The sequence below is a fragment of the Streptomyces sp. NPDC053542 genome, from assembly GCF_044544685.1.
GTDB lineage: Bacteria > Actinomycetota > Actinomycetes > Streptomycetales > Streptomycetaceae > Streptomyces.
On the sequence record NZ_JBITXL010000005.1, the window covers coordinates 18,551 to 36,586 of the forward strand.

Here is an 18,036-nt window from a genome sequence, read left to right on the forward strand (position 1 = left end):
CCCCGGTGTATCGGCCCGCATGAGTCGCCAGGCCAGCAAGGACACCTCTGTCGAGATGACCGTCCGCCGCCTGCTGTACGCCGCCGGCCTCCGTTACCGCCTGCAGCGCCGCGTACCCGACCTGCCACGCCGCACGATCGACATCGCCTTCCCCGGCGCCAGGATCGCGGTCTTCCTCGACGGATGTTTCTGGCACGGCTGCCCCGAGCACGCCACCCACCCCAAGGCGAACGCCGAATGGTGGCGCCAGAAGCTCGACCGCAACATGGCACGCGACGTGGAGACGACCGAACACCTCACCGCCGCCGGCTGGACCGTCCTCCGCTTCTGGGAACACGAGGACCCCGCCGACGTGGCACAGCGGGTGGCGAACTCGGTCTCGGCCGCGCGGCGCCGGCACCAGTGAGTGCGTGGACTGCGACGGGGCGGAATGTCCCGGTCGCAGGGGTGCCTCCCTCGCCCACGCCGGGGTAGCCGGGCGTAAGGTCATGGGCAGAGATGTCCCTGATGTGGAGGTTTTGGTGATGGCTCGGGTGCCGGCGAGTGTGGTGGCTGCGGGTGGGCTTGTCGGGGGTTACGGCGTGGCTCGGTGGACGAGGAAGCGGCCTTTGGGGGGCGTGGCGCTGGCGGCGGCGGGGGCCGTGGCTGCGCGGGAGTGGCAGCGGAAGGGTGGGAACGGTACGGCGGCGGCGCTGAGCGGGTTGTACGTGGCGGCCTTCGCCGGGTCGCATCCGCTGGCGAAGAAGGTAGGGGCCTGGCCTTCGGTGTTCGCGGTGGCCGGGGCCGTGGCGGCGGCTTCTTGGGTGGTCGTCGACCGGAAGTGATGTGAGGGAGTCCATGCCGACACACATCAAGGGCGGCTGCCCCGCAGCCGCCCTTGATGTGTGCCGGGGCCCTGGAGGGTTACGCCGAGGCGTTCGTCAGGAGGGTGAGGTCCTCGTTGGTGAGGGGGAGGGTGCCGAGGGCCAGGAGGGCCGGGAGTTGGGCTACCGTGCGCGCGCTGGCGATGGGGGCCGTGACCGTGGGCTGGGCGGCGAGCCAGGCGAGGGCGACGGTGGCCTGTTCGGCGTTGTGGCGGGCCGCGACCTCGTCGAGGGCGGCCAGGACGCGGCGGCCGCGCTCGGTGGCGAGGTGGGCGGCGGCCTTGCCGGAGCGGGCGCTGTCCACGTCGGTGCCCGGGCGGTACTTGCCGGTCAGGAAGCCGGAGGCGAGGCCGTAGTACGGCATGGCGCCCAGGCCGTGGCGGGCGGCGATGTCCCGCAGCGGGCCCTCGTACGTGTCGCGGGAGACGAGGTTGTAGTGCGGCTGGAGGGCGACGTACTTGGCCAGGCCCTCGCGTTCGGAGAATTCGAGTGATGCCTGGAGCCGCTCGGGCGAGATGTTGGAGGCGCCGATCTCGCGGACCTTGCCGGCCTTCACCAGGTCGTCGAGGGCGGAGATGATCTCGGAGACCTCGACGGACTCGTCGTCGTAGTGGGTGTAGTAGAGGTCGATGTGGTCGGTGCGGAGGCGGGCCAGGGATTCGTCGGCGGCCGCCTTGATGTTGGCGGCGGACAGGCCCTTCCGTTCGGGGAGGGCGCCGACCTTCGTGGCGATGACGAGGTCGGAGCGGTTGCCGCGGGCGGTGTGCCAGTCGCCGATGATCGTCTCGGACTCGCCGCCCTTGTTGCCGGGGGCGAAGACGGAATAGGCGTCGGCCGTGTCGATGAAGTTGCCGCCGGCCCCGGTGAACGCGTCCAGTACCTCGAAGGACGTCGCCACGTCGGCGGTCCAGCCGAACACGTTGCCGCCGAGGGAGAGGGGCGAGACCGTGAGCGAGCCCAGGGTCTTGGTGGCGGAGACGGAGACGGGGCCGTGGCCGGGCGTGGGGGCGGAAGAAGTGGTCATATCAGGGTCAGCGGGGGCCGGCCGGGGAGATATTCCGGGAGGTGAGGGGTCATCACTCGGTTGCGCCGCCAGAGGCGTTGACGGTGGCCGGGGCGGCCGGCGGCCCGATGGCCGCCGCGGTGTGCGGGTGGCCATCAGGGCCGCCGTAACGTGCGGGCCCGCGGTACGCGGAGACCCGGCCGTCGGCCACCGCCCCTCCCCTCCTGATGTGCGCCCGGTTCCCGTTCACGGCGGAACGGGGCGCAGAGGCGGCGGCGACGGCGGACAAGTGCCCCGGACGGGCGGACGGAAGCCCCCAGGAACGGTCGTTCTCGGCCTTTCACCACATCGACGACATCGGCCGTTCGGTGAGACGGTCAGTCAGTCGTTCGGTGAGACGGTCAGCCAGCTGTTCGGTGGGGCTTCCGTCAGACGTTCGGTGAGACAGTCAGTCAGACGTTCGGTGGGGCCTCCGTCAGACGCTCAATCGCTCGGTGACGCGTCCGTCAGAGGCTCAGGCCGTGATCGCGCAGCCACGGCATCGGGTCGACCGGGGTGTCCGAGCTCGGGCGGACCTCCAGGTGGAGGTGGGGGCCCGTGACGTTGCCCGTGGCGCCGACCCGGCCGATGACGTCGCCCGTGTTCACCTCGCCCGAGGTCTTCACCATCGAAGAGAGGTGGCAGTACCAGAGCTCCGTACCGTCGTCGAGGGTGACGACGATGCGGTATCCGTACGAGCCCGCCCAGCCGGCCTGCGTGATCGTGCCGCCGTGCACGGCCTTGGCGGGGGTACCGGTCGGCGCCGCGAAGTCCAGGCCGGTGTGGTCGGCGGCCCAGCGGTCGCCGCCCTGCCCGAAGGTGGCGGTGATGGTGAAGGAGGAGACCGGGAGGGTGTAGCTCTTGGCGAGTTCGGCGAGCTTGGCGGCCCGTTCGGCGGCCGCCTTCTTGCGCGCCTCTTCCTCGGCCTTGGCCTTGGCTTCCGCCGCGGCCTTCTTCTTCGCGCTCTCGGCCTGTCGCTGACGCTCGGCCGCGTCCGCCTCGGCCTGCTTCACCGCGGCCTGTTCGGCGGCCTCGCGGGCCTCCTGGTCGGCGGAGCTCTGCGCCCGTTCGGCCTGCTCCAGGATGCGGGCGCGGAGCGCCTCGCCGCCGCCCTGACCGGCCTCGCCGCCGGCCGCCGCGGTGAACGGGCCGCCCTGCGCGGCGTCCGCCCCCGTCCCGGCGGAGTCCCGGGACACCAGGTCGCCGATGCCCGGCAGGGTCTCCGCCGCGGGAAGCTTCGCGGAGACCTGTTCGGCCATGCTGCCCAGGTCGGGCATGGATATGGAGACCTGCGGCTTGCCCTGCGCGGAGGCCATGCCGCCCGCGCCGACCGCCGCGATGACGCCGACGCCCAGGACCGTACTGCTGCGGGCGAGGCCGCCGCCGCGCTGCTTGGCCACGCGGTGCCGGCCGCGTACCGGGCGTACGGACTCCTCGGTGGGGTTCCACTCCTCGTTCGGACCGTACGCGTCGGGCGATCCGTACACGTCGTGGGCCCCGTACGCGTCGTGGGACCCGTACGAGCCGTACGGGCGGTCCCCGTCGACGGCCGGGAAAGCGGCGGTGACGGCGGTGTCCGCGGCACCGCCGAAGGCGGCGAACTCCGAGGCCGCGTGACCCTCATGAGGTTCGCGGAACGCGGTCGAAGGGTCAGTGGGGGCAGGCTTGTTGGACGCCACGGGGGCGCACTCCTTTCCTTCCTTCTCGCCTACCGGGTTAGCTGACGGGTTCGGAGCAGGAAGGTCTCCTACGGGCGGCTCCGGGGGGAGTCGTCCGATTCACCCCAAGGTGGTGGTTCCCCGGTTCCCTGGGCAGGTGGTGCGGTGGTGAAGTGCGCTTTTGGGATTCGGCGTCGGCCGCGCGGTGCCGCCTCTTGCGACGGCTGGTCCGACCGCGCTGCGTTATCGGACAGTAATAGACGGGACGGCCGGATTCCAAGCGTTCCCCGGAATCCATACGCCCGCTGAGCTGGACTTATGCGGCCAGTCATGACCAAATGGGGGCGAGTTGACCGTGTATCGGAAACCCGGACCGGACTGATCGTTTGTCAGTTGTTATGCGGAGGGGTGCGCGGCGATTACGTACAGTGAGAGCAGTAACGTCTGATCATGGTCGTCAACAGCGCGCAGGCAGTGGCGGATCGGTACGCGGAGTTCTCGTGGCAGCAGGCGCGGGGCGAATCCGAAGCGCATGAGGAGCTGACCGCCCGCATCAGCCAGGACCCGGAATTCTGCGATTTCCTGGGCGCCTCGCTGCCGCCCGGCACCGAGCAGCAGCCCCCTCTCCTGCTCGCCGCCGTCCGTTACCTCGACGGCCCGCACGCCGACCAGGGGCCGCGCGGCGACTTCGCGTACCGCACCTGGCGCGAGTGGACCCTCCGGCACTGGGACGACGTACGCGACGTCATGACGCGGCGGCTCACGCGGACCGACGAGCCCGCGCGCTGCGCCACGCTGCTGCCGCTCCTCGCCCGACTCCCCCAGCCACTCGCGCTCCTGGAGGTCGGCGCGTCGGCCGGGCTGTGCCTGCACCCGGACCGGTACCGCTACCGGTACGACGACGGCCCGGAGTTCGGCGCCGCGGAGAGCCCGGGGTCCGGCGCTGCGGTCAGCCGGGAGTTCGGCACTGTTTCCAGCAGCCCGGTCGTCTTTCGCTGCCGTACCTCCCCGGGCACGCCCGTACCGGCCGGGCTCCCGCGGATCGTCTGGCGGGCCGGGATCGACCTGAACCCGCTCGACGTGACCGACCCCGACGACGTGCGCTGGCTCCAGGCGCTGAGCTGGCCCGGTTCGGGGCCCGACGCGGCGGAACGTCAGCGGCGCCAGTTGGGCGCCATCGAGGCCGTACAGGCGGCACCGCCCGCTCCGCTCGTACGCGGCGACCTCCTGGACGAGCTGCCCGCGCTGGCCGCGCAGGCGCCGCTCGACGCGACGCTGGTGGTCTTCCACACGGACGTACTGACGCAGCTGCCGCCGGAGCGCCGCGAGGAGTTCGCCCGGGTCGTACGGTCGGTCCTGGCGGACCGGGCCGGGCACTGGGTCTCCCACGAGCACCACAGCGTGCTGCCGTGGCTGCCCGGGCCGCGCCCCGCCGACGCGCACCGGCTCACCCTCGCCCTCGACGGCCGGCCGGTCGCCCTCACGGACCGGCACGGGCAGCGCGTGCAGTGGCTGGAGGAGGCGCCGCGGGTGGGGTGACCCCGGCGGCCACCCAGCCCGCCCGGGAAGTCGGGCCCCCGCGCCCGATCCCCCTACCCCTCCGGCCGCCGTACCGCCAGCAGCGCCATGTCGTCCGCCGTCTCCCCTCCCGTGTGCCGCGCCACGTCCTCGATCAGGGCGTCCAGCAGCGCGCCGGGGCCGGTGAACGTCCGGCCGGCCAGCCGGACCGCCGGCTGGTAGAACACGCCCCTGGCGTCCCACGCCTCGGTCACCCCGTCGGTGAACAGCAGCAGCGTCGCGCCCGGCGGGAAATCGGCCTGGTCGGCCCGGTCCGGCCAGCCCGCGACCTCGCTCAGCCCGAGCGGCAGCGCCGGCATCCGCGGCTCCAGCTCGCGCAGCGTGCCGTCCGCGCAGATCAGCAGCGGCGCCGGATGGCCACGGTTCAGCACGCGCAGCACCCCGCGCTCCTCGGACGGCACCTCGGCGAGCACCGCGGTGGTGAACCCCTCGAACTGGTCCAGCCCCTCCCGCCGGCTCCCCTCGCGCTGCAGCGCCCGCTCCAGCCGCCCCGCCACCGCCTCCAGCGTGGCCTCCTGCTCCGCGGCCTCCCGGAAGGCCCCGATGACGATCACTGCGGCCTCCACCGCCTCCAGGCCCTTGCCCCGCACGTCGCCGACGATGAGCCGTACGCCGTGCGGGGTGTCCTGCACGGCGTACAGATCGCCGCCGATCCGGGCGTCCGCCTGCGCCGCTTCGTACCGCGCGGCGACGTCGAGCCCGCTGATGCGGTCCGGCGGCAGCGGCAGCACGGCCCGCTGGGCGACCTCCGCCACGTCGCGCACGGAGGCGAGCCGGGCGTCGGTCATCCGCACCGCCCGGTTGATCCCGAGCGCCAGGAGGGCGACGACCAGGACCGTCACCGCTTCGGTGTACGACTCGTAGCCACCGGCCCGGCCGTGGGCGGCGGCCACGCCCAGCTCCGCCAGTACGGACAGGACGCTGACCAGCACCGTGTTGCGCAGCGAGTACAGCGGCGCGGCGACCAGCGGCGCCGCCGAGAAGAAGGGCGCGGCGGTGTACTGGGGCGGCGTCAGCAGGTCGAAGGCCAGGCCGCCGACCAGGAGCATGGCGGGCAGCCAGCAGACCAGCCGGCGGCTGACGGGCGACAGCCCGTCCCGGCGGGCCTGCCGCTCCCGGTCGCCCGGCATGCCCGCGCCGCCTCGCCCCGTCCGCACCGCCGCCCGCCCTCCCTTCGCCACCGCCGTAGCGCTGTTCCGTCACCACCGCGGTACCGCCGTACGTCACCACCGCCGTATCGCCGTCCCAGGGTGTCGGCCATGGAGCGGCGCGGCGAATCTTCGAGGTCCGGACGGGTCACATCACGTCACGGCAGCGCCCCGCCCCTCCTTCGTCGGCGTCGTCCGGCGCGGCGTACTTCCTGCCCAGGTGGCTGACGTCGCCGGTGCGCGCTTCGGTGTGGGCGTGGTGAGGACCGCGAGGCAGGCGATGACGAGGGCGATGCCCGCCCAGCCCGTGGCGGGGAGGCGTTCGCCGACGACCAGTACGGCGAGGACGGCCGCGACGGCCGGTTCGAGCAGGGACAGGGTGGTGGCGGTGCTGGCGGGTACGTGGACGAGTCCCCAGCCGAAGAGGACATAGCCGGCGAGCATGGGGACCAGCGCCATGTAGAGACCGACGGAGGTGTTGGTCCAGGAGGTCAGGAGGGGTGCGCCCGTGGCGAGGAGCACGGGGAGGAGGAGCAGTCCGCCGAGTCCGAAGACGGTGCCCATCGCCGCCCGGGAGGGAATCCCGCGGGTGATCAGCCGGTGCGCGGCCCAGGAGTAGAGGGCGTACGCAGCGGCGGCGGCCAGGCCGAGACCGATGCCGAGCAGCGTGCCGGCCATGGAGGTGTGACCCGGGCCTGTTCCTGTGCTTGTGCCTGTACCTGGGCCGTCGGTGGCGGGGGTTGCTTCGGCGACGCACAGCAGGGCGGTGCCGAGCAGGCCGAGGGCGGCGGCGAGGGACCAGCGGCGGGTGAGGCGGCGGCCGTCCACGACGCGCTCGATCAGGGCCGAGGCGAGCGGCGCCGTACCGATCGACACGACGGTGCCGACGGCGACTCCGGCCAGGTGCATGGAGCTGTAGAACGCCAGCGGGTAGACCGCCACCGAGAGGGCGCCGAGCAGGACCGTACTCCGCTGGTCGCGCAGCCGGGACGCGTGACGGCGGATCCGCGGCGCGGCGATCAGGGCCTGGAGCAGCCCGCCCAGCCCCATGGCGACGGCCCCGATCGCGAGGGGGCCCACGTCCGGGGCGAAGGTGGCGGCAGTGCCGGTCGTCCCCCAGAGCACGGAGGCGGCCAGCACGCACAGGGCTCCCCTTGCCGCGGACCGGCCGCGGCCGACGCCCGTCACAGCCGGTCCAGCAGGGCCGCTGCCATCGAGCGGGCGTGCCGGAGACGCTCGTCGCCGCCTTCCAGCCCGGCGCGGGCCATCGCGCCTTCAAGCAAGAAGGAGAGGTGCTCGGCCGCCGCGCGGGCCTCGTCGGGCCGGCCCGGCAGGAGCTGCTCCAAGTGGCCGGCGATCAGCTGCTCGACCTGCTCCTTGTGGGCGCGCACCACGTCCCGGCCCGCGTCCCCGGCCGGGAGTTCGGCGGCGGCGTTGAGCAGCCCGCAGCCGCGGAATCCGCGCTCGTACGCGAACGAGGCGTGATCCGCGTACGCGTCGAAGGCCGCCAGCACGCCCGCACGCGGGCCGTCGGCGTGCTCCAGGCGCGCCCGGTACAGGCCGAGCCACTCCTCGTGCCGGGCGTCCAGGTAGGCCCGGACCAGGTCGGCCTTGGAGGAGAAGTTGTTGTAGAGGCTCATCTTCGCCACGCCGGCCTCGGCCGTGATCGTGTCGATGCCGGTCGCCGCCACGCCGTCGGCGTAGAAGCGCCGGGCCGCCGCCGCCAGGATCCGCTCGCGGGCGGGGCGCCGCCGCCCACTCCCCGCCCTGCTCACGTCGGTATCGCTCATCACGCGCCACACCAATCCAAACTAGGTAGGTAGGTCTACCTAGATTAGAGAAGAGGGCGACGGCGCGAGCCAGTCAGCTCCTTGTGCGGTGCGTCACAACTGGCCTCTCGTGCGCCTCAGATGAGGGACCAGGTGCCCAGAAACGGCTCAGCGCCCAGGTCTTGGGTGTCCGACCTGGGCGCTGCTGGTGGGCCATCAGGGGCTCGAACCCTGAACCAATGGATTAAAAGTCCACTGCTCTGCCAATTGAGCTAATGGCCCGCACCGAGCAGCATAGCCCGCGCTCGGACCACAACTGGAAGGCATTGGGGCTCGGCGGGGTCGGAGTGGCTCGGAGAGACCCGGTGCGGTGTGCGGTGTTCGGCGCAAACGCGCCGGTGGGCCCGTCCTCGAAGGACGGGCCCACCGGTCTGTCAGCGATGCACAGACGTTTCCGCGGTACGCGCTGCGCAGTCGCCCTGATCAGCCGTTGCGCTTCCAGCGCGGCTTGTCGGCGCGGCGGTCGAAGGAGCGGCCACCGGCGTTGCCGCCGCGGTGGTCGTCCCGGCGGCCGTGCGGGCGACGGTCGTTGTCGCGGCCGAAGCGGTCCTCGCGACGGTCACGGTTGAACGGGCGGTCGCCGCCACGGTGGTCACGGCGCTCGAAGGAACGGCCGCCACGGTCGTCACGGTTGAAGCCACCGCGGTCGCCACCGCGGTCGTTACGGTCGTTCCGGTCGAAGGAACGGCCACCACGGTCGTCGCGACGGTCACGGTTGAACCCGCCCCGGTCGCCACCGCGGTCATCGCGACGGTCGAACGAACGGCCACCGCGGTCATCCCGACGGTCACGGTTGAAGCCACCACGGTCGCCACCGCGGTCGTTACGGTCGTTCCGGTCGAAGGAACGGCCACCACGGTCGTCACGACGGTCACGGTTGAACCCGCCCCGGTCGCCACCGCGGTCATCGCGACGGTCGAAGGAACGGCCACCGCGGTCGTCCCGACGGTCACGGTTGAAGCCACCACGGTCGCCACCGCGGTCGTTACGGTCGTTGCGGTCGAACGAACGGCCACCACGGTCGTCGCGACGGTCACGGCGCTCGTAGTTGCCGCGCTCGTCGCGGTACGTGGAGCGGCGCGGCGCCTCGTCGGCCTCCGGGGTGCGCGCGGCCTGGGCCGGGAGCGACACCTCGGCCTGCGCGGCGCTCTCAGCCTCGGCCGCGGCCTCCTCGGCCTTGGCCTGTACCGCGGCCTCCGGGTCCTCGCCCCGCTCACGCGCGGCGCGGGCGGTCAGCCGGTCGGCCTCCTCGCGCAGCTCGGCGGCGCGGCGCTGCAGGCGCTCCAGCTCGCGGGTCAGCTCGGCGACCTCGCGCTCGGCCTGCTTGGCGGAGTTCGCGGCCGACTCGGCCTGCACCTCGGTCAGCGACCGGGCACCGGTGATCCGGGCGACGTCCTCGTCGAACTGGCCGGCGCCGCCGACGATGTGGCGCGAGGCGTCCACGCCCGCGTCCTCCATCAGGCGGAAGATCTGCCGGCGCTGGTGCGGCAGGGCCAGGGAGACCACCGTGCCGGACTGGCCGGCGCGGGCCGTACGGCCGGAACGGTGCAGGTAGTCCTTGTGGTCGCCGGCCGGGTCCACGTTCAGGACCAGGTCGATGCCGTCGACGTGGATGCCGCGCGCGGCGACGTCGGTGGCGACCAGGACGTTGACGTAACCGTCCTTGAAGTCGGCGAGCGTACGAGTACGCGCACCCTGCGTCATGCCGCCGTGCAGCGCGTCGGCGCGGACACCGGAGTCGCACAGCTGCTCGGCGACGCGGTCGGCGCCCAGCTGCGTACGGACGAAGATGATCGTGCGGCCCTTACGGGCGGCGATGGCGGCGGTGACCGGCGCCTTGTCCTTGGGCTTCACGACCAGCACGTGGTGGGTCATGGTCGTGACGTTGCCCTGAGCGCTGTCGACCTCGTGGCTGACCGGGTTGTTCAGGTAGCGCTTGACCAGCGTGCCGATCTCGTTCTCCATCGTGGCGGAGAAGAGCATCCGCTGGCCGCCGGCCGGCACCAGGTCGAGCAGCTCGGTGACCTCGGGCAGGAAGCCCAGGTCGGCCATCTGGTCGGCCTCGTCCAGGACCGCGACCTCGACCTTGTCCAGGGAGCAGGCGCCGCGGTTGATGATGTCGCGCAGCCGGCCCGGGGTGGCGACGAGGATGTCGACGCCGCGCTCCAGGGCGTAGATCTGGTTGCCCATCGACGTACCGCCGCAGACGACCTTGATCTTCAGGCCGAGGACGTCGCCGTACGGCTGCAGCGCGTCGGCGACCTGCATGGCCAGCTCGCGGGTCGGGGTGAGGATGACGCCGCGGGGGCGCTTCTTCTCGGTGTGGCCGCCGGACAGCTGGGTCAGCAGCGGGAGACCGAAGGAGAGGGTCTTGCCGGAGCCGGTGCGGCCGCGGCCGAGGATGTCGCGGCCGGCGATGGCGTCCGGGATGGTCGCCGCCTGGATGGGGAACGGGGTGGTGACACCGTTCTGCGCCAGCTTGCGGACGATCTTCTCGTCCAGACCCAGGTCCGCGAACGTGAGCTGCGGCTCTTCGGGGGCCTGCGGCTCATCGACGACGGCCTCGGCGGACTCGACGACCTCGATGGCCTCGGTGGGCTCGACGACGGCGACGGCCTGCTCGTCGTGTGCGGGCATGGCGGACTGATCAGTGGAAATGGACATGCGAAATGCGAAACCTTCCGGAGTCTCGGCACGCGCCCAAACTCCGTGTTGTTTCACAAAAGACCGCCTCAATGCGGTCAGCCACGGCAAGGAGAGAACGCGCCACGCGACGCGCTTCGTCCCCTTCGGAGAAGAGGATCCGGTGGGCGCCGGGCAAATGGGATCAAACGATCTACCACCATACGCACCCGATCCCCCTGAAGGCAAATGCGCTACCGGGCGGCACCGGTCCGATACCGCCACCTGCCCGCGGATCGACCGCCGATCGCCCGCCGATCGTCCGGTTTCCGCCGGTCAACGGCTGATCCGCGCCCCTCTACGCCCCTCTACGACTCCGGGGTGCCCGACTGCGGATCGGTCTGCGCGGGGCTGCTCGGGGGCGGGTCCTGGCTCGGCGTGGGCGTCGGGTCCGGCGCCGGGGTCGTACGGGAGGGAGCGGTCGTCGGCTCCGGGGAGCCGGAGGGCCGGGGCGGGGCCGGGCGGGGCGGGCTGCCCTCCGTGGGGCTCTCCGACCCCGGGCGCCCGCTGCCCGTCGTCGCGCCGCTCGCCGGGGCCGTCGGGGTGCGCTTCTCGTCCGCCGACGGGCCCGCGCCGTCCGACGGCGCGGCGCGACGGCCGTCCTTCATCGGGCCCGAGGAGCGGCCCATCCGGCGCGGCCCGCCACCGGGCGCGTCGGCCGTTCCGCCGTCCGGCTGGGCGTCGCTGCCGTGGTCCCCGGCGGCGCGGCCGGAGGGCCTGGGCTTCGGCGCGTCCTCGCTGACGCTCATGCAGCCGGTGAGCGAGACGGCGAAGGCGGAGGCCGCGGCCACCGCGGCGGCCGTACGGGCCAGGGAGCGGGCCGTGCGCGCCGCCGTACGGGGCGAGACCGAGCCGTCGGCGGACGGGGGCGAGGAGGCGGAGGAGACGGAAGCGGCAGGAGCGTCGGAAGGGCCAGGAGTGGCCGAGGAGACGGACGGCAGCGGCGGGGCGGGCGGCGCTGCGGACCGGGGCGGACGACTGACGGGGAGCGGGCGAGGCACGGGCGGGACCTCCGGATCCGGAGCGGACACGCGGGACAGGTGCACTGCCCAACTCCCGCCGCCCACCGGAGGACACGCGCGGGACGCCGTCGCGTGCGTACGGAACCGGCGGCCGGCCCTGAAGGGGCTCACCCGTACCCGAGCGCGTGCAGCCGTTCGTCGTCGATGCCGAAGTGGTGGGCGATCTCGTGGACGACCGTGACCTCGGTCTCGGTGACGACGTCCTCGCGGGTGTCGCACATCCGGAGCGTCGGGCCCCGGTAGACGGTGATCCGGTCCGGCAGCACGCCCGCGTACCACTCGCCCCGCTCCGTCAGCGGCGTCCCTTCGTAGAGCCCGAGCAGGTCGGGATCGTCCGCCGGGGGCTCGTCCTCGACGAACACGGCGACGTTGTCCATCAGGCGGGTCAGCTCCGGCGGAATCCGGTCCAGCGCTTCGCCGACCAGTTCCTCGAACTCCTCGCGCGTCATCTCCAGCACAGCGCCCATTGTGGGTCACGGAGCCGCTCGGAGCCGCCGCTCTCGCGCCGGCCGCGCCCACCACGTTCCCGCGCGCACTCCCGTACTCCGCTCCCGTCCGCGCTCCGCTCCCGCCCGTACTCCACTCGTCACCGCCCCCACTTATGCCTCAACCCTCGGCATAACGGGTCCCGCATACGGGCATACGGGCACAATGGCCCGCACCGCGCCGTCCGGGGGGCCGCCCCCCGGCTCCTCCGTGCCCCGGCTGCTCCGCGCCGCGTACGACCGCGTCCGGAGCGCCCCAGCCGCCGCCCTGCGGCACTACCGCACCCACCACCAGGCCCCCACCCTCACGTTGACGCACCCGCCGCACCCGTACGCCCGCGCTCTCGGACTGATCGTGGTGACCCTGCTCGGCGCCTGGCTCGGCCTGCTGATCGTCGGCAGCGTCCGCGCCCCGGTGGGGCCGGTGGACACGACGATGACGCTGCGCCCGTCGTTCACCGGCGGCACGAAGATCAGCGTCTCCCCGCTGGGCGCGCTGGAGCTGCGGAGCCACCACGCCCCGATACGGCTCGACGTCGACGTGGACCAGCTGGACCCGGCCCGCGCGCAGGCCCTGGTCGATCACCCGGAACGGTTCTCCGGGCTGCAGGCCGAGGTCACCCGGGACGTCGAGCGCGGCACCGCCGACCTCGCCTTCCGCTCCTGCGTGGCCGTGGTCTCCGGCGCGACCGCGCTGGGCCTCGCGGTGTACCGCAGGCCGCGCCGCGCGCTCGCCGCCGGCGGCCTCGCCCTCGTGCTGCTCGCCGCCTCCGGCGGAGCCGCGTACGCCACCTGGAACCCCAAGTCCGTGCTGGAACCGCGCTTCTCCGGACTGCTCTCCTCCGCGCCGTCCGTGGTCGGCAACGCCCGCTCCATCGTGAGTGAGTTCGACGTGTACCAAAAGGAGCTGGCGCGCCTGGTCACCAACGTCACCAAGCTCTACGACGTGACGTCCACACTGCCCGCGTACCAGCCCGACCCCACCACCGTCCGCGTCCTGCACGTCTCCGACATCCATCTGAACCCGGCCGCCTGGCAGATCATCAAGTCCCTGGTGAAGCAGTACGACATCGACGTGATCATCGATACCGGCGACACCATGGACCACGGCACGGCCGCCGAGAACCACTTCCTGGACCCGATCGGCACGCTCGGCGCGCCGTACGTCTGGGTGCGCGGCAACCACGACTCGATGAAGACGCAGAAGTACCTCGCGCGGAGCAAGAAGCTGAAGAACGTGAAGGTCGTGGACGAGGGCACCTCCGTACGCGCCGGGGGCCTGCGCATCGCGGGCGTCGGCGATCCGCAGTTCACTCCGGACCGCTCGGTCGCCGCGTCCGGGGACGGCGCGGAACGCGCCGCGGGCCGGCGGCTCGCCGAATCCCTGCGCACCCTCTCCCGCGCCCGCACCCCCGCCGACATCGCGCTGGCACACAATCCGGTCGCCGCCGCCGAGACCGACGGCCTGGTCCCCCTCGTCCTCTCCGGCCACGTCCACCACCGCGACAACCGGACACTGCGGCACGGCACCCGGCTGATGGTCGAGGGCTCCACGGGCGGCGGCGGACTGCGCGCGGTCGAGGGCGCGACACCCGAACAGGTGCAGGCGTCGGTGCTCTATCTGGACCGCGAGACCCGGCACCTCCAGGCGTGGGACGAGATCACGCTCGGCGGGCTGGGCCTGTCGAAGGCCGAGGTCAGCCGCCATCTCCCGGCCGACAACCGGCCCGGCGCCACCCCGTCGCCCACCCCTTCACCGACCTCACCGACCCCCCGTTCGTAAACCGTTTTGGCGAACCGTCCCCCCATCCCATATGCTTCTCACGTCCCCGACGGCGCCGACAAAGCGCCCAGGTGGGCCATCAGCCCTCATCGTCTAGTGGCCCAGGACGCCGCCCTTTCAAGGCGGTAGCACGGGTTCGAATCCCGTTGGGGGCACGCAACACCATGTGCGAGACTAGTGCTCGCACAAGCTTGGTCCTGTGGAGCAGTTTGGAGTGCTCGCCACCCTGTCAAGGTGGAGGCCGCGGGTTCAAATCCCGTCAGGACCGCTGAGGTTTCACGTGAAACCTCGTGGCTGGGTAGCTCAGTTGGTACGAGCGTCCGCCTGAAAAGCGGAAGGTCGCCGGTTCGACCCCGGCCCCAGCCACCACCGCTGAAAAGCGAAAAAGCCCCGACGGGATCTCCCGCCGGGGCTTTTTGTTTGCCCGGCTGGCCCCCATCCGGTCCGGCCGCGCTCCTTTGCGATCCGCGGTGCGGCGATTTCTGGCATTTGATGGGCAATGATTACGCAGCGTTGCGGGCTGGAGCAGGATGCCTCCCAATGCACGCGGTGGTTGCGCGGGCCGGGCCGAGGAAGGGCAGTCGTCGTGACGACGGAGCAGCGGCAGGTGGGGAATCTGCCCCAGTCCCGGACGGAGACGGTCGGTCGCGCGGCGGAGCTGGCGGAGATTGAGCGGCTGTTCGAGGAGTCCTCGCCCGAGGGGCCGGTGCGACTGGTGACGCTGACCGGGGTCGGCGGAGTGGGGAAGACCCGGGTGGCGCTGGATGCGGCCGCCGCGCTGCAACCCCGCTTCCGTGACGGGGCATGGCTGGTGGAGCTCTCCCCGCTGCGCCAGGGCGCCCTGCTGGCGCACACCATCGCCGAAACCCTGCCGCTGGCCGACCAGACCACCCGCCCGATGATCGACGTACTGGCGGAGTACCTCGCCGAGCGGGAACTGCTGCTGGTGCTGGACACCTGCGAGCACCTGACCGATGCCTGCGCGCTGGCCGCCGAGGCCCTGATGCGGGCCGCGCCCGGCCTGCGGATCCTGGCCACCAGCCGCCGCATCCTGGACGTGGTGGGCGAACGGGTCCTCATCATCGAGCCGCTGCCGGTACCCGAGGTCGATGACGCGCGGGCGGGCACGGCGGACGCGGTGGTCCTGCTGATCCTGCGTGCCCAGGAGGCGGTGCCCGGGTTCACGGTCACCGATGCCGACCGCGCGGACCTGGTACGGCTGTGCCGGCGGCTGGACGGGCTGCCCCTGGCCATCGAACTGGCCGCGGCCCGCCTGCGGGATCTGCCGGTACGGGAGCTGACCGCCCGCCTCGACGACCGCTTCGCCGTCCTGGGCGACACCGACGGCGTCGCCCACGACGCCGAACCTCCCTGGCATCAGGCACTGCGCACCGCGATTGGCTGGAGCCACCAGCTGTGCACCCCCGCCGAACGGCTCCTGTGGGCCCGGCTGTCGGTCTTCGCCGGCAGCTTCGACGCGGACAGGGTCCGGCAGGTCTGCGCCGACGACCACCTCCCCGCCCGGCAGATACCCGCCGTGCTGGGCACGCTGGTGGAGAAGTCGATTCTGATCTGGCAGCCCACCGGGGGCGGCGAGCGCTACCGGATGCTCGACACCCTCCGCGAGTACGGCGCCCACTGGCTGCGCGGTCTCGGCGAGGAGGACACGCTGCGCCGCCGCCACCGGGACCACTACCTGGCCCTGGCCCGCCGGGGCGACGCCGCCTGGATCGGGCCCTACCAGTTCGCCTGGTTCGACCGGATGACCGCCGAGCACGACAACCTCCGCGCCGCGCTGGACTGCAGCCTGACCGAATCCGAGGGCCGTTCCGAGGGCCATATCGCGCTGGAGATGGCCGCGGCGCTGTGGTTCTTCTGGCAGGAATGCGGGTTCGTCAGAGAGGGCCGGCACTACCTGGACCTGGCCCTGGCCACCGACACCGCCCCCTCGCCGGCCCGGGTGAAGGCCCTGTACGCCTGCGGTCTGGTGCTGCTCTACCTGGGCGATCCCCCCGCCCTGGAGGAACGGGCCGCCGAGTGCACCGCCCTGGCCGCATACTTCGGCGACACGGAGCGGAGTTACGCGGCCGCCACCGGGCTGCGGGCGTCGGTAATGAGCGGCGACCTGGAGCAGGCGGTGTCCCGGGCCGAGGCCCTGCTCGCCACGGACTGGCGCGAAAGAACACTCACCTTGATTCCCCTGTCGGCCCTGGTCCTCCTCACCCACTCGCTCGTCACCGTGGGCCGCTTCGAGGAAGCCTTCGCCTGGCTGGACGAGCTGAGCGCCGCCGGCGAGCGCAGCGGCGAGCGCAGCATGTGCGCCTGGGGCGACTTCGTCCGCGCCGAGGCCGAGCTGGCCCTGGGCCGGTTCCCGGAGGCCCAGGAGCGCGCCCGGGCCGCGCTGCTGGTCAAACACCGGCTGCGCGACGGTGTGGGCACCGGCCTGGCCCTGGAAGTGCTGGCGCGCGCTGCCGCCGCCACGGGCCGGCACCAGGACGCCGCGTGGCTGCTCGGCCTGGCCGCGCAGCTGTGGGAGACGCTCGGCCGGCCACAGCCGGGCTCACCCGCGGTGAACGCCGCCCGCCAAGTCTGCGAACGCCGGACCCGCGAAACCCTCGGCGAGGACGCCTACCGGCACGCCTTCGACGCCGGCCGCACCACCGATCTGAACACCGGCATCGCCCACGCCCTGGACCCCGCCGCTGCGCCGCCTCTCCTCCGGTAACCACTGCCGGCGGGCTCACGCCGCATGCTCGCGGCCCGTCGGCCGGCCGCCCGGGTGGCGGTGGCGCCAGGTCCAGAAGACCGTGCACGAGAGCAGGGACCAGCCGGCCAGTACCAGGTACGGGAAGAGGTGCTGGTGGCCGGGGAAGTAGACGGCCGTGTGCTGGGCGTTCACCGAAGCGCCCGGGGGCAGCCACTGGCCGATGTGGCCTAGTACGGACGGCAGCAGGGGCCAGGAGACCGCGCCGCCGGACGAGGGGTTGCCCAGCAGCACCATCAGACCCCAGGTCGGCACCATCGCCCAGCGCCCGATCAAGGTGTTGAACATCGTGAAGACCATGCCGGACGTGAACATCGTGAACGCCAGGATCAGCCAGGAGTGGACGAAGGGCAGGCTCAACGCGCCCAGCAGCCAGTCCACCACCGCGGCGATGGTGAATCCGCCGAGCAGGGCGTAGGCGAGCGTGTACGCGATCCGCTCGGCCGGATTCAGCGCGCGGGCGTGCACGCTCAGCTGGATGGCGCCGACGAAGCCGACGATCACCGCGGCGAGCGAGATGTAGAAGAGCGCCAGCCCGCGCGGATCGCCCTGCTGCAGCGGCCGGATGTCCTTGATCGTGACCGGGACGCCGGTCTTCTTGCCCACCTGCGGCGCGGCCTGGGACAGCAGCTGGCCCACCGTGGCGCCCGAGGCGCTGGACAGGTCCATCCGTACGCCGGACCGGTCCGCGGTGATGATCGTGAACGCCTTCTGCTCGTCGACGGCCTCGCGGGCCTTCGCGTACGTCGGGTACTCGTGCAGCTCCAGCGAGGCGTTCAGGGCCTGCTCCATGCCCTGGACGAACTTCTTGCCGCCGGCGTCGTCCGGCGGGCCGACCACCGCGGCGGGAATGCGGTGCGGGGTCGGGTTCGCCATGGAGAAGGTGTACGAGCCGGCGAAGAGGCCGGCGGCGGTCGCCAGGATGAAGATCAGGACGGTCGCGGGCAGGAACGGTGACTTCTTGAAGGCCGTCCACTTCTCGGCCGCGGTCCGTGGTCTGCCGTGCGCGCCGTGTGCGGCGGACGCACCGGGGCGGCCGGTGGGCTCGGCGTCGTGATCATCGGACATGAGAACACGCTAAAGCACCCATCGCGGACATTCTCTCCGGCCGGCCCCGGCGCCTCCCCGAACGCCCGGATCCCGCCGTCCCGACCGTCTCCGGCCCCTCCCGGCCGCAATTCG

14 protein-coding genes, 4 tRNA genes and 1 riboswitch are annotated in these 18,036 nt (G+C 72.6%); of the genes, 8 read left to right on the forward strand and 10 right to left on the reverse strand.

Translation table 11 applies throughout. The features are described 5' to 3' along the window. Positions 1-19 precede the first annotated feature (19 nt). Both ACIGXO_RS15045 and ACIGXO_RS15050 read left to right on the forward strand, forming a co-directional pair. Positions 20-406: a very short patch repair endonuclease gene (locus tag ACIGXO_RS15045; RefSeq protein ID WP_399785737.1), complete on the forward strand. Its 387-nt coding sequence runs from the start codon at positions 20-22 to the stop codon at positions 404-406. A 118-nt stretch (positions 407-524) separates the two neighbouring features. Then, positions 525-824, forward strand: a complete 300-nt coding sequence (locus ACIGXO_RS15050) for a hypothetical protein (RefSeq protein WP_399787064.1) — start codon at positions 525-527, stop codon at positions 822-824. A 79-nt stretch (positions 825-903) separates the two neighbouring features. Here ACIGXO_RS15050 and ACIGXO_RS15055 read toward each other — a convergent pair whose 3' ends face one another. Both ACIGXO_RS15055 and ACIGXO_RS15060 read right to left on the reverse strand, forming a co-directional pair. Further along, positions 904-1,887: an aldo/keto reductase gene (locus ACIGXO_RS15055; RefSeq protein ID WP_399785739.1), complete on the reverse strand. Its 984-nt coding sequence runs from the start codon at positions 1,885-1,887 to the stop codon at positions 904-906. Between the two features lie 485 nt (positions 1,888-2,372). Next, positions 2,373-3,584 (reverse strand): M23 family metallopeptidase, encoded by a 1,212-nt coding sequence (locus ACIGXO_RS15060; RefSeq protein WP_399785742.1) that lies wholly within the window; start codon positions 3,582-3,584, stop codon positions 2,373-2,375. A gap of 11 nt (positions 3,585-3,595) precedes the next feature. Further along, positions 3,596-3,767: riboswitch (cyclic di-AMP (ydaO/yuaA leader) on the reverse strand. Positions 3,768-4,013: 246 nt separating this feature from the next. On the opposite strand from ACIGXO_RS15060, the gene ACIGXO_RS15065 reads away from it, so the two are divergent. Further along, positions 4,014-5,102, forward strand: coding sequence for a DUF2332 domain-containing protein (locus tag ACIGXO_RS15065; protein ID WP_399785745.1), 1,089 nt, complete (start codon positions 4,014-4,016; stop codon positions 5,100-5,102). Between the two features lie 53 nt (positions 5,103-5,155). On the opposite strand, the gene ACIGXO_RS15070 is transcribed toward ACIGXO_RS15065, so the two are convergent. The 7 genes from ACIGXO_RS15070 to ACIGXO_RS15100 all read right to left on the reverse strand — a co-directional run bounded on the left by ACIGXO_RS15070 (position 5,156) and on the right by ACIGXO_RS15100 (position 12,280). Further along, positions 5,156-6,271 carry a PP2C family protein-serine/threonine phosphatase gene (locus ACIGXO_RS15070; protein WP_399787067.1) on the reverse strand — a complete coding sequence of 372 codons (1,116 nt, stop codon included), beginning with the start codon at positions 6,269-6,271 and terminating at the stop codon, positions 5,156-5,158. Positions 6,272-6,442: 171 nt separating this feature from the next. Beyond that, entirely contained in the window at positions 6,443-7,429 is a 987-nt protein-coding gene (locus ACIGXO_RS15075) for a DMT family transporter (RefSeq protein ID WP_399785749.1), read from the reverse strand. A gap of 44 nt (positions 7,430-7,473) precedes the next feature. Next, positions 7,474-8,079 (reverse strand): TetR/AcrR family transcriptional regulator, encoded by a 606-nt coding sequence (locus ACIGXO_RS15080; RefSeq protein WP_399785752.1) that lies wholly within the window; start codon positions 8,077-8,079, stop codon positions 7,474-7,476. 185 nt (positions 8,080-8,264) lie between these two features. Continuing rightward, positions 8,265-8,340, reverse strand: a tRNA-Lys gene (locus tag ACIGXO_RS15085). A 201-nt stretch (positions 8,341-8,541) separates the two neighbouring features. Further along, positions 8,542-10,782, reverse strand: coding sequence for a DEAD/DEAH box helicase (locus ACIGXO_RS15090; RefSeq protein WP_399785755.1), 2,241 nt, complete (start codon positions 10,780-10,782; stop codon positions 8,542-8,544). A 326-nt stretch (positions 10,783-11,108) separates the two neighbouring features. Continuing rightward, complete coding sequence (locus ACIGXO_RS15095; protein ID WP_399785757.1) at positions 11,109-11,801, reverse strand: hypothetical protein; 693 nt, start codon at positions 11,799-11,801, stop codon at positions 11,109-11,111. 128 nt (positions 11,802-11,929) lie between these two features. Further along, on the reverse strand, positions 11,930-12,280 hold the full coding sequence (locus tag ACIGXO_RS15100) for a metallopeptidase family protein (protein WP_031050498.1): 351 nt from the start codon (positions 12,278-12,280) through the stop codon (positions 11,930-11,932). 193 nt (positions 12,281-12,473) lie between these two features. On the opposite strand from ACIGXO_RS15100, the gene ACIGXO_RS15105 reads away from it, so the two are divergent. The 5 genes from ACIGXO_RS15105 to ACIGXO_RS15125 all read left to right on the forward strand — a co-directional run bounded on the left by ACIGXO_RS15105 (position 12,474) and on the right by ACIGXO_RS15125 (position 16,815). Continuing rightward, entirely contained in the window at positions 12,474-14,090 is a 1,617-nt protein-coding gene (locus tag ACIGXO_RS15105; protein ID WP_399785760.1) for a metallophosphoesterase, read from the forward strand. 82 nt (positions 14,091-14,172) lie between these two features. Next, a tRNA-Glu gene (locus ACIGXO_RS15110) sits at positions 14,173-14,245 on the forward strand. Positions 14,246-14,283: 38 nt separating this feature from the next. Then, positions 14,284-14,358: transfer RNA gene (locus ACIGXO_RS15115), tRNA-Asp, on the forward strand. 24 nt (positions 14,359-14,382) lie between these two features. After that, a tRNA-Phe gene (locus tag ACIGXO_RS15120) sits at positions 14,383-14,459 on the forward strand. Positions 14,460-14,676: 217 nt separating this feature from the next. Then, positions 14,677-16,815 carry an ATP-binding protein gene (locus tag ACIGXO_RS15125; RefSeq protein WP_399785763.1) on the forward strand — a complete coding sequence of 713 codons (2,139 nt, stop codon included), beginning with the start codon at positions 14,677-14,679 and terminating at the stop codon, positions 16,813-16,815. A 15-nt stretch (positions 16,816-16,830) separates the two neighbouring features. On the opposite strand, the gene ACIGXO_RS15130 is transcribed toward ACIGXO_RS15125, so the two are convergent. After that, entirely contained in the window at positions 16,831-17,922 is a 1,092-nt protein-coding gene (locus ACIGXO_RS15130; RefSeq protein ID WP_399785766.1) for an ABC transporter permease, read from the reverse strand. Positions 17,923-18,036 lie beyond the last annotated feature (114 nt).

Coding starts and splice junctions, on each gene's coding strand:
- ACIGXO_RS15065 (WP_399785745.1), top strand. CDS start 4,014: ATGGTCGTCAACAGCGCGCAGGCAGTGGCGGATCGGTACGCGGAGTTC.
- ACIGXO_RS15070 (WP_399787067.1), bottom strand. CDS start 6,271: ATGCCGGGCGACCGGGAGCGGCAGGCCCGCCGGGACGGGCTGTCGCCC.
- ACIGXO_RS15105 (WP_399785760.1), top strand. CDS start 12,474: ATGGCCCGCACCGCGCCGTCCGGGGGGCCGCCCCCCGGCTCCTCCGTG.
- ACIGXO_RS15090 (WP_399785755.1), bottom strand. CDS start 10,782: ATGTCCATTTCCACTGATCAGTCCGCCATGCCCGCACACGACGAGCAG.
- ACIGXO_RS15045 (WP_399785737.1), top strand. CDS start 20: ATGAGTCGCCAGGCCAGCAAGGACACCTCTGTCGAGATGACCGTCCGC.
- ACIGXO_RS15130 (WP_399785766.1), bottom strand. CDS start 17,922: ATGTCCGATGATCACGACGCCGAGCCCACCGGCCGCCCCGGTGCGTCC.
- ACIGXO_RS15050 (WP_399787064.1), top strand. CDS start 525: ATGGCTCGGGTGCCGGCGAGTGTGGTGGCTGCGGGTGGGCTTGTCGGG.
- ACIGXO_RS15055 (WP_399785739.1), bottom strand. CDS start 1,887: ATGACCACTTCTTCCGCCCCCACGCCCGGCCACGGCCCCGTCTCCGTC.
- ACIGXO_RS15080 (WP_399785752.1), bottom strand. CDS start 8,079: ATGAGCGATACCGACGTGAGCAGGGCGGGGAGTGGGCGGCGGCGCCCC.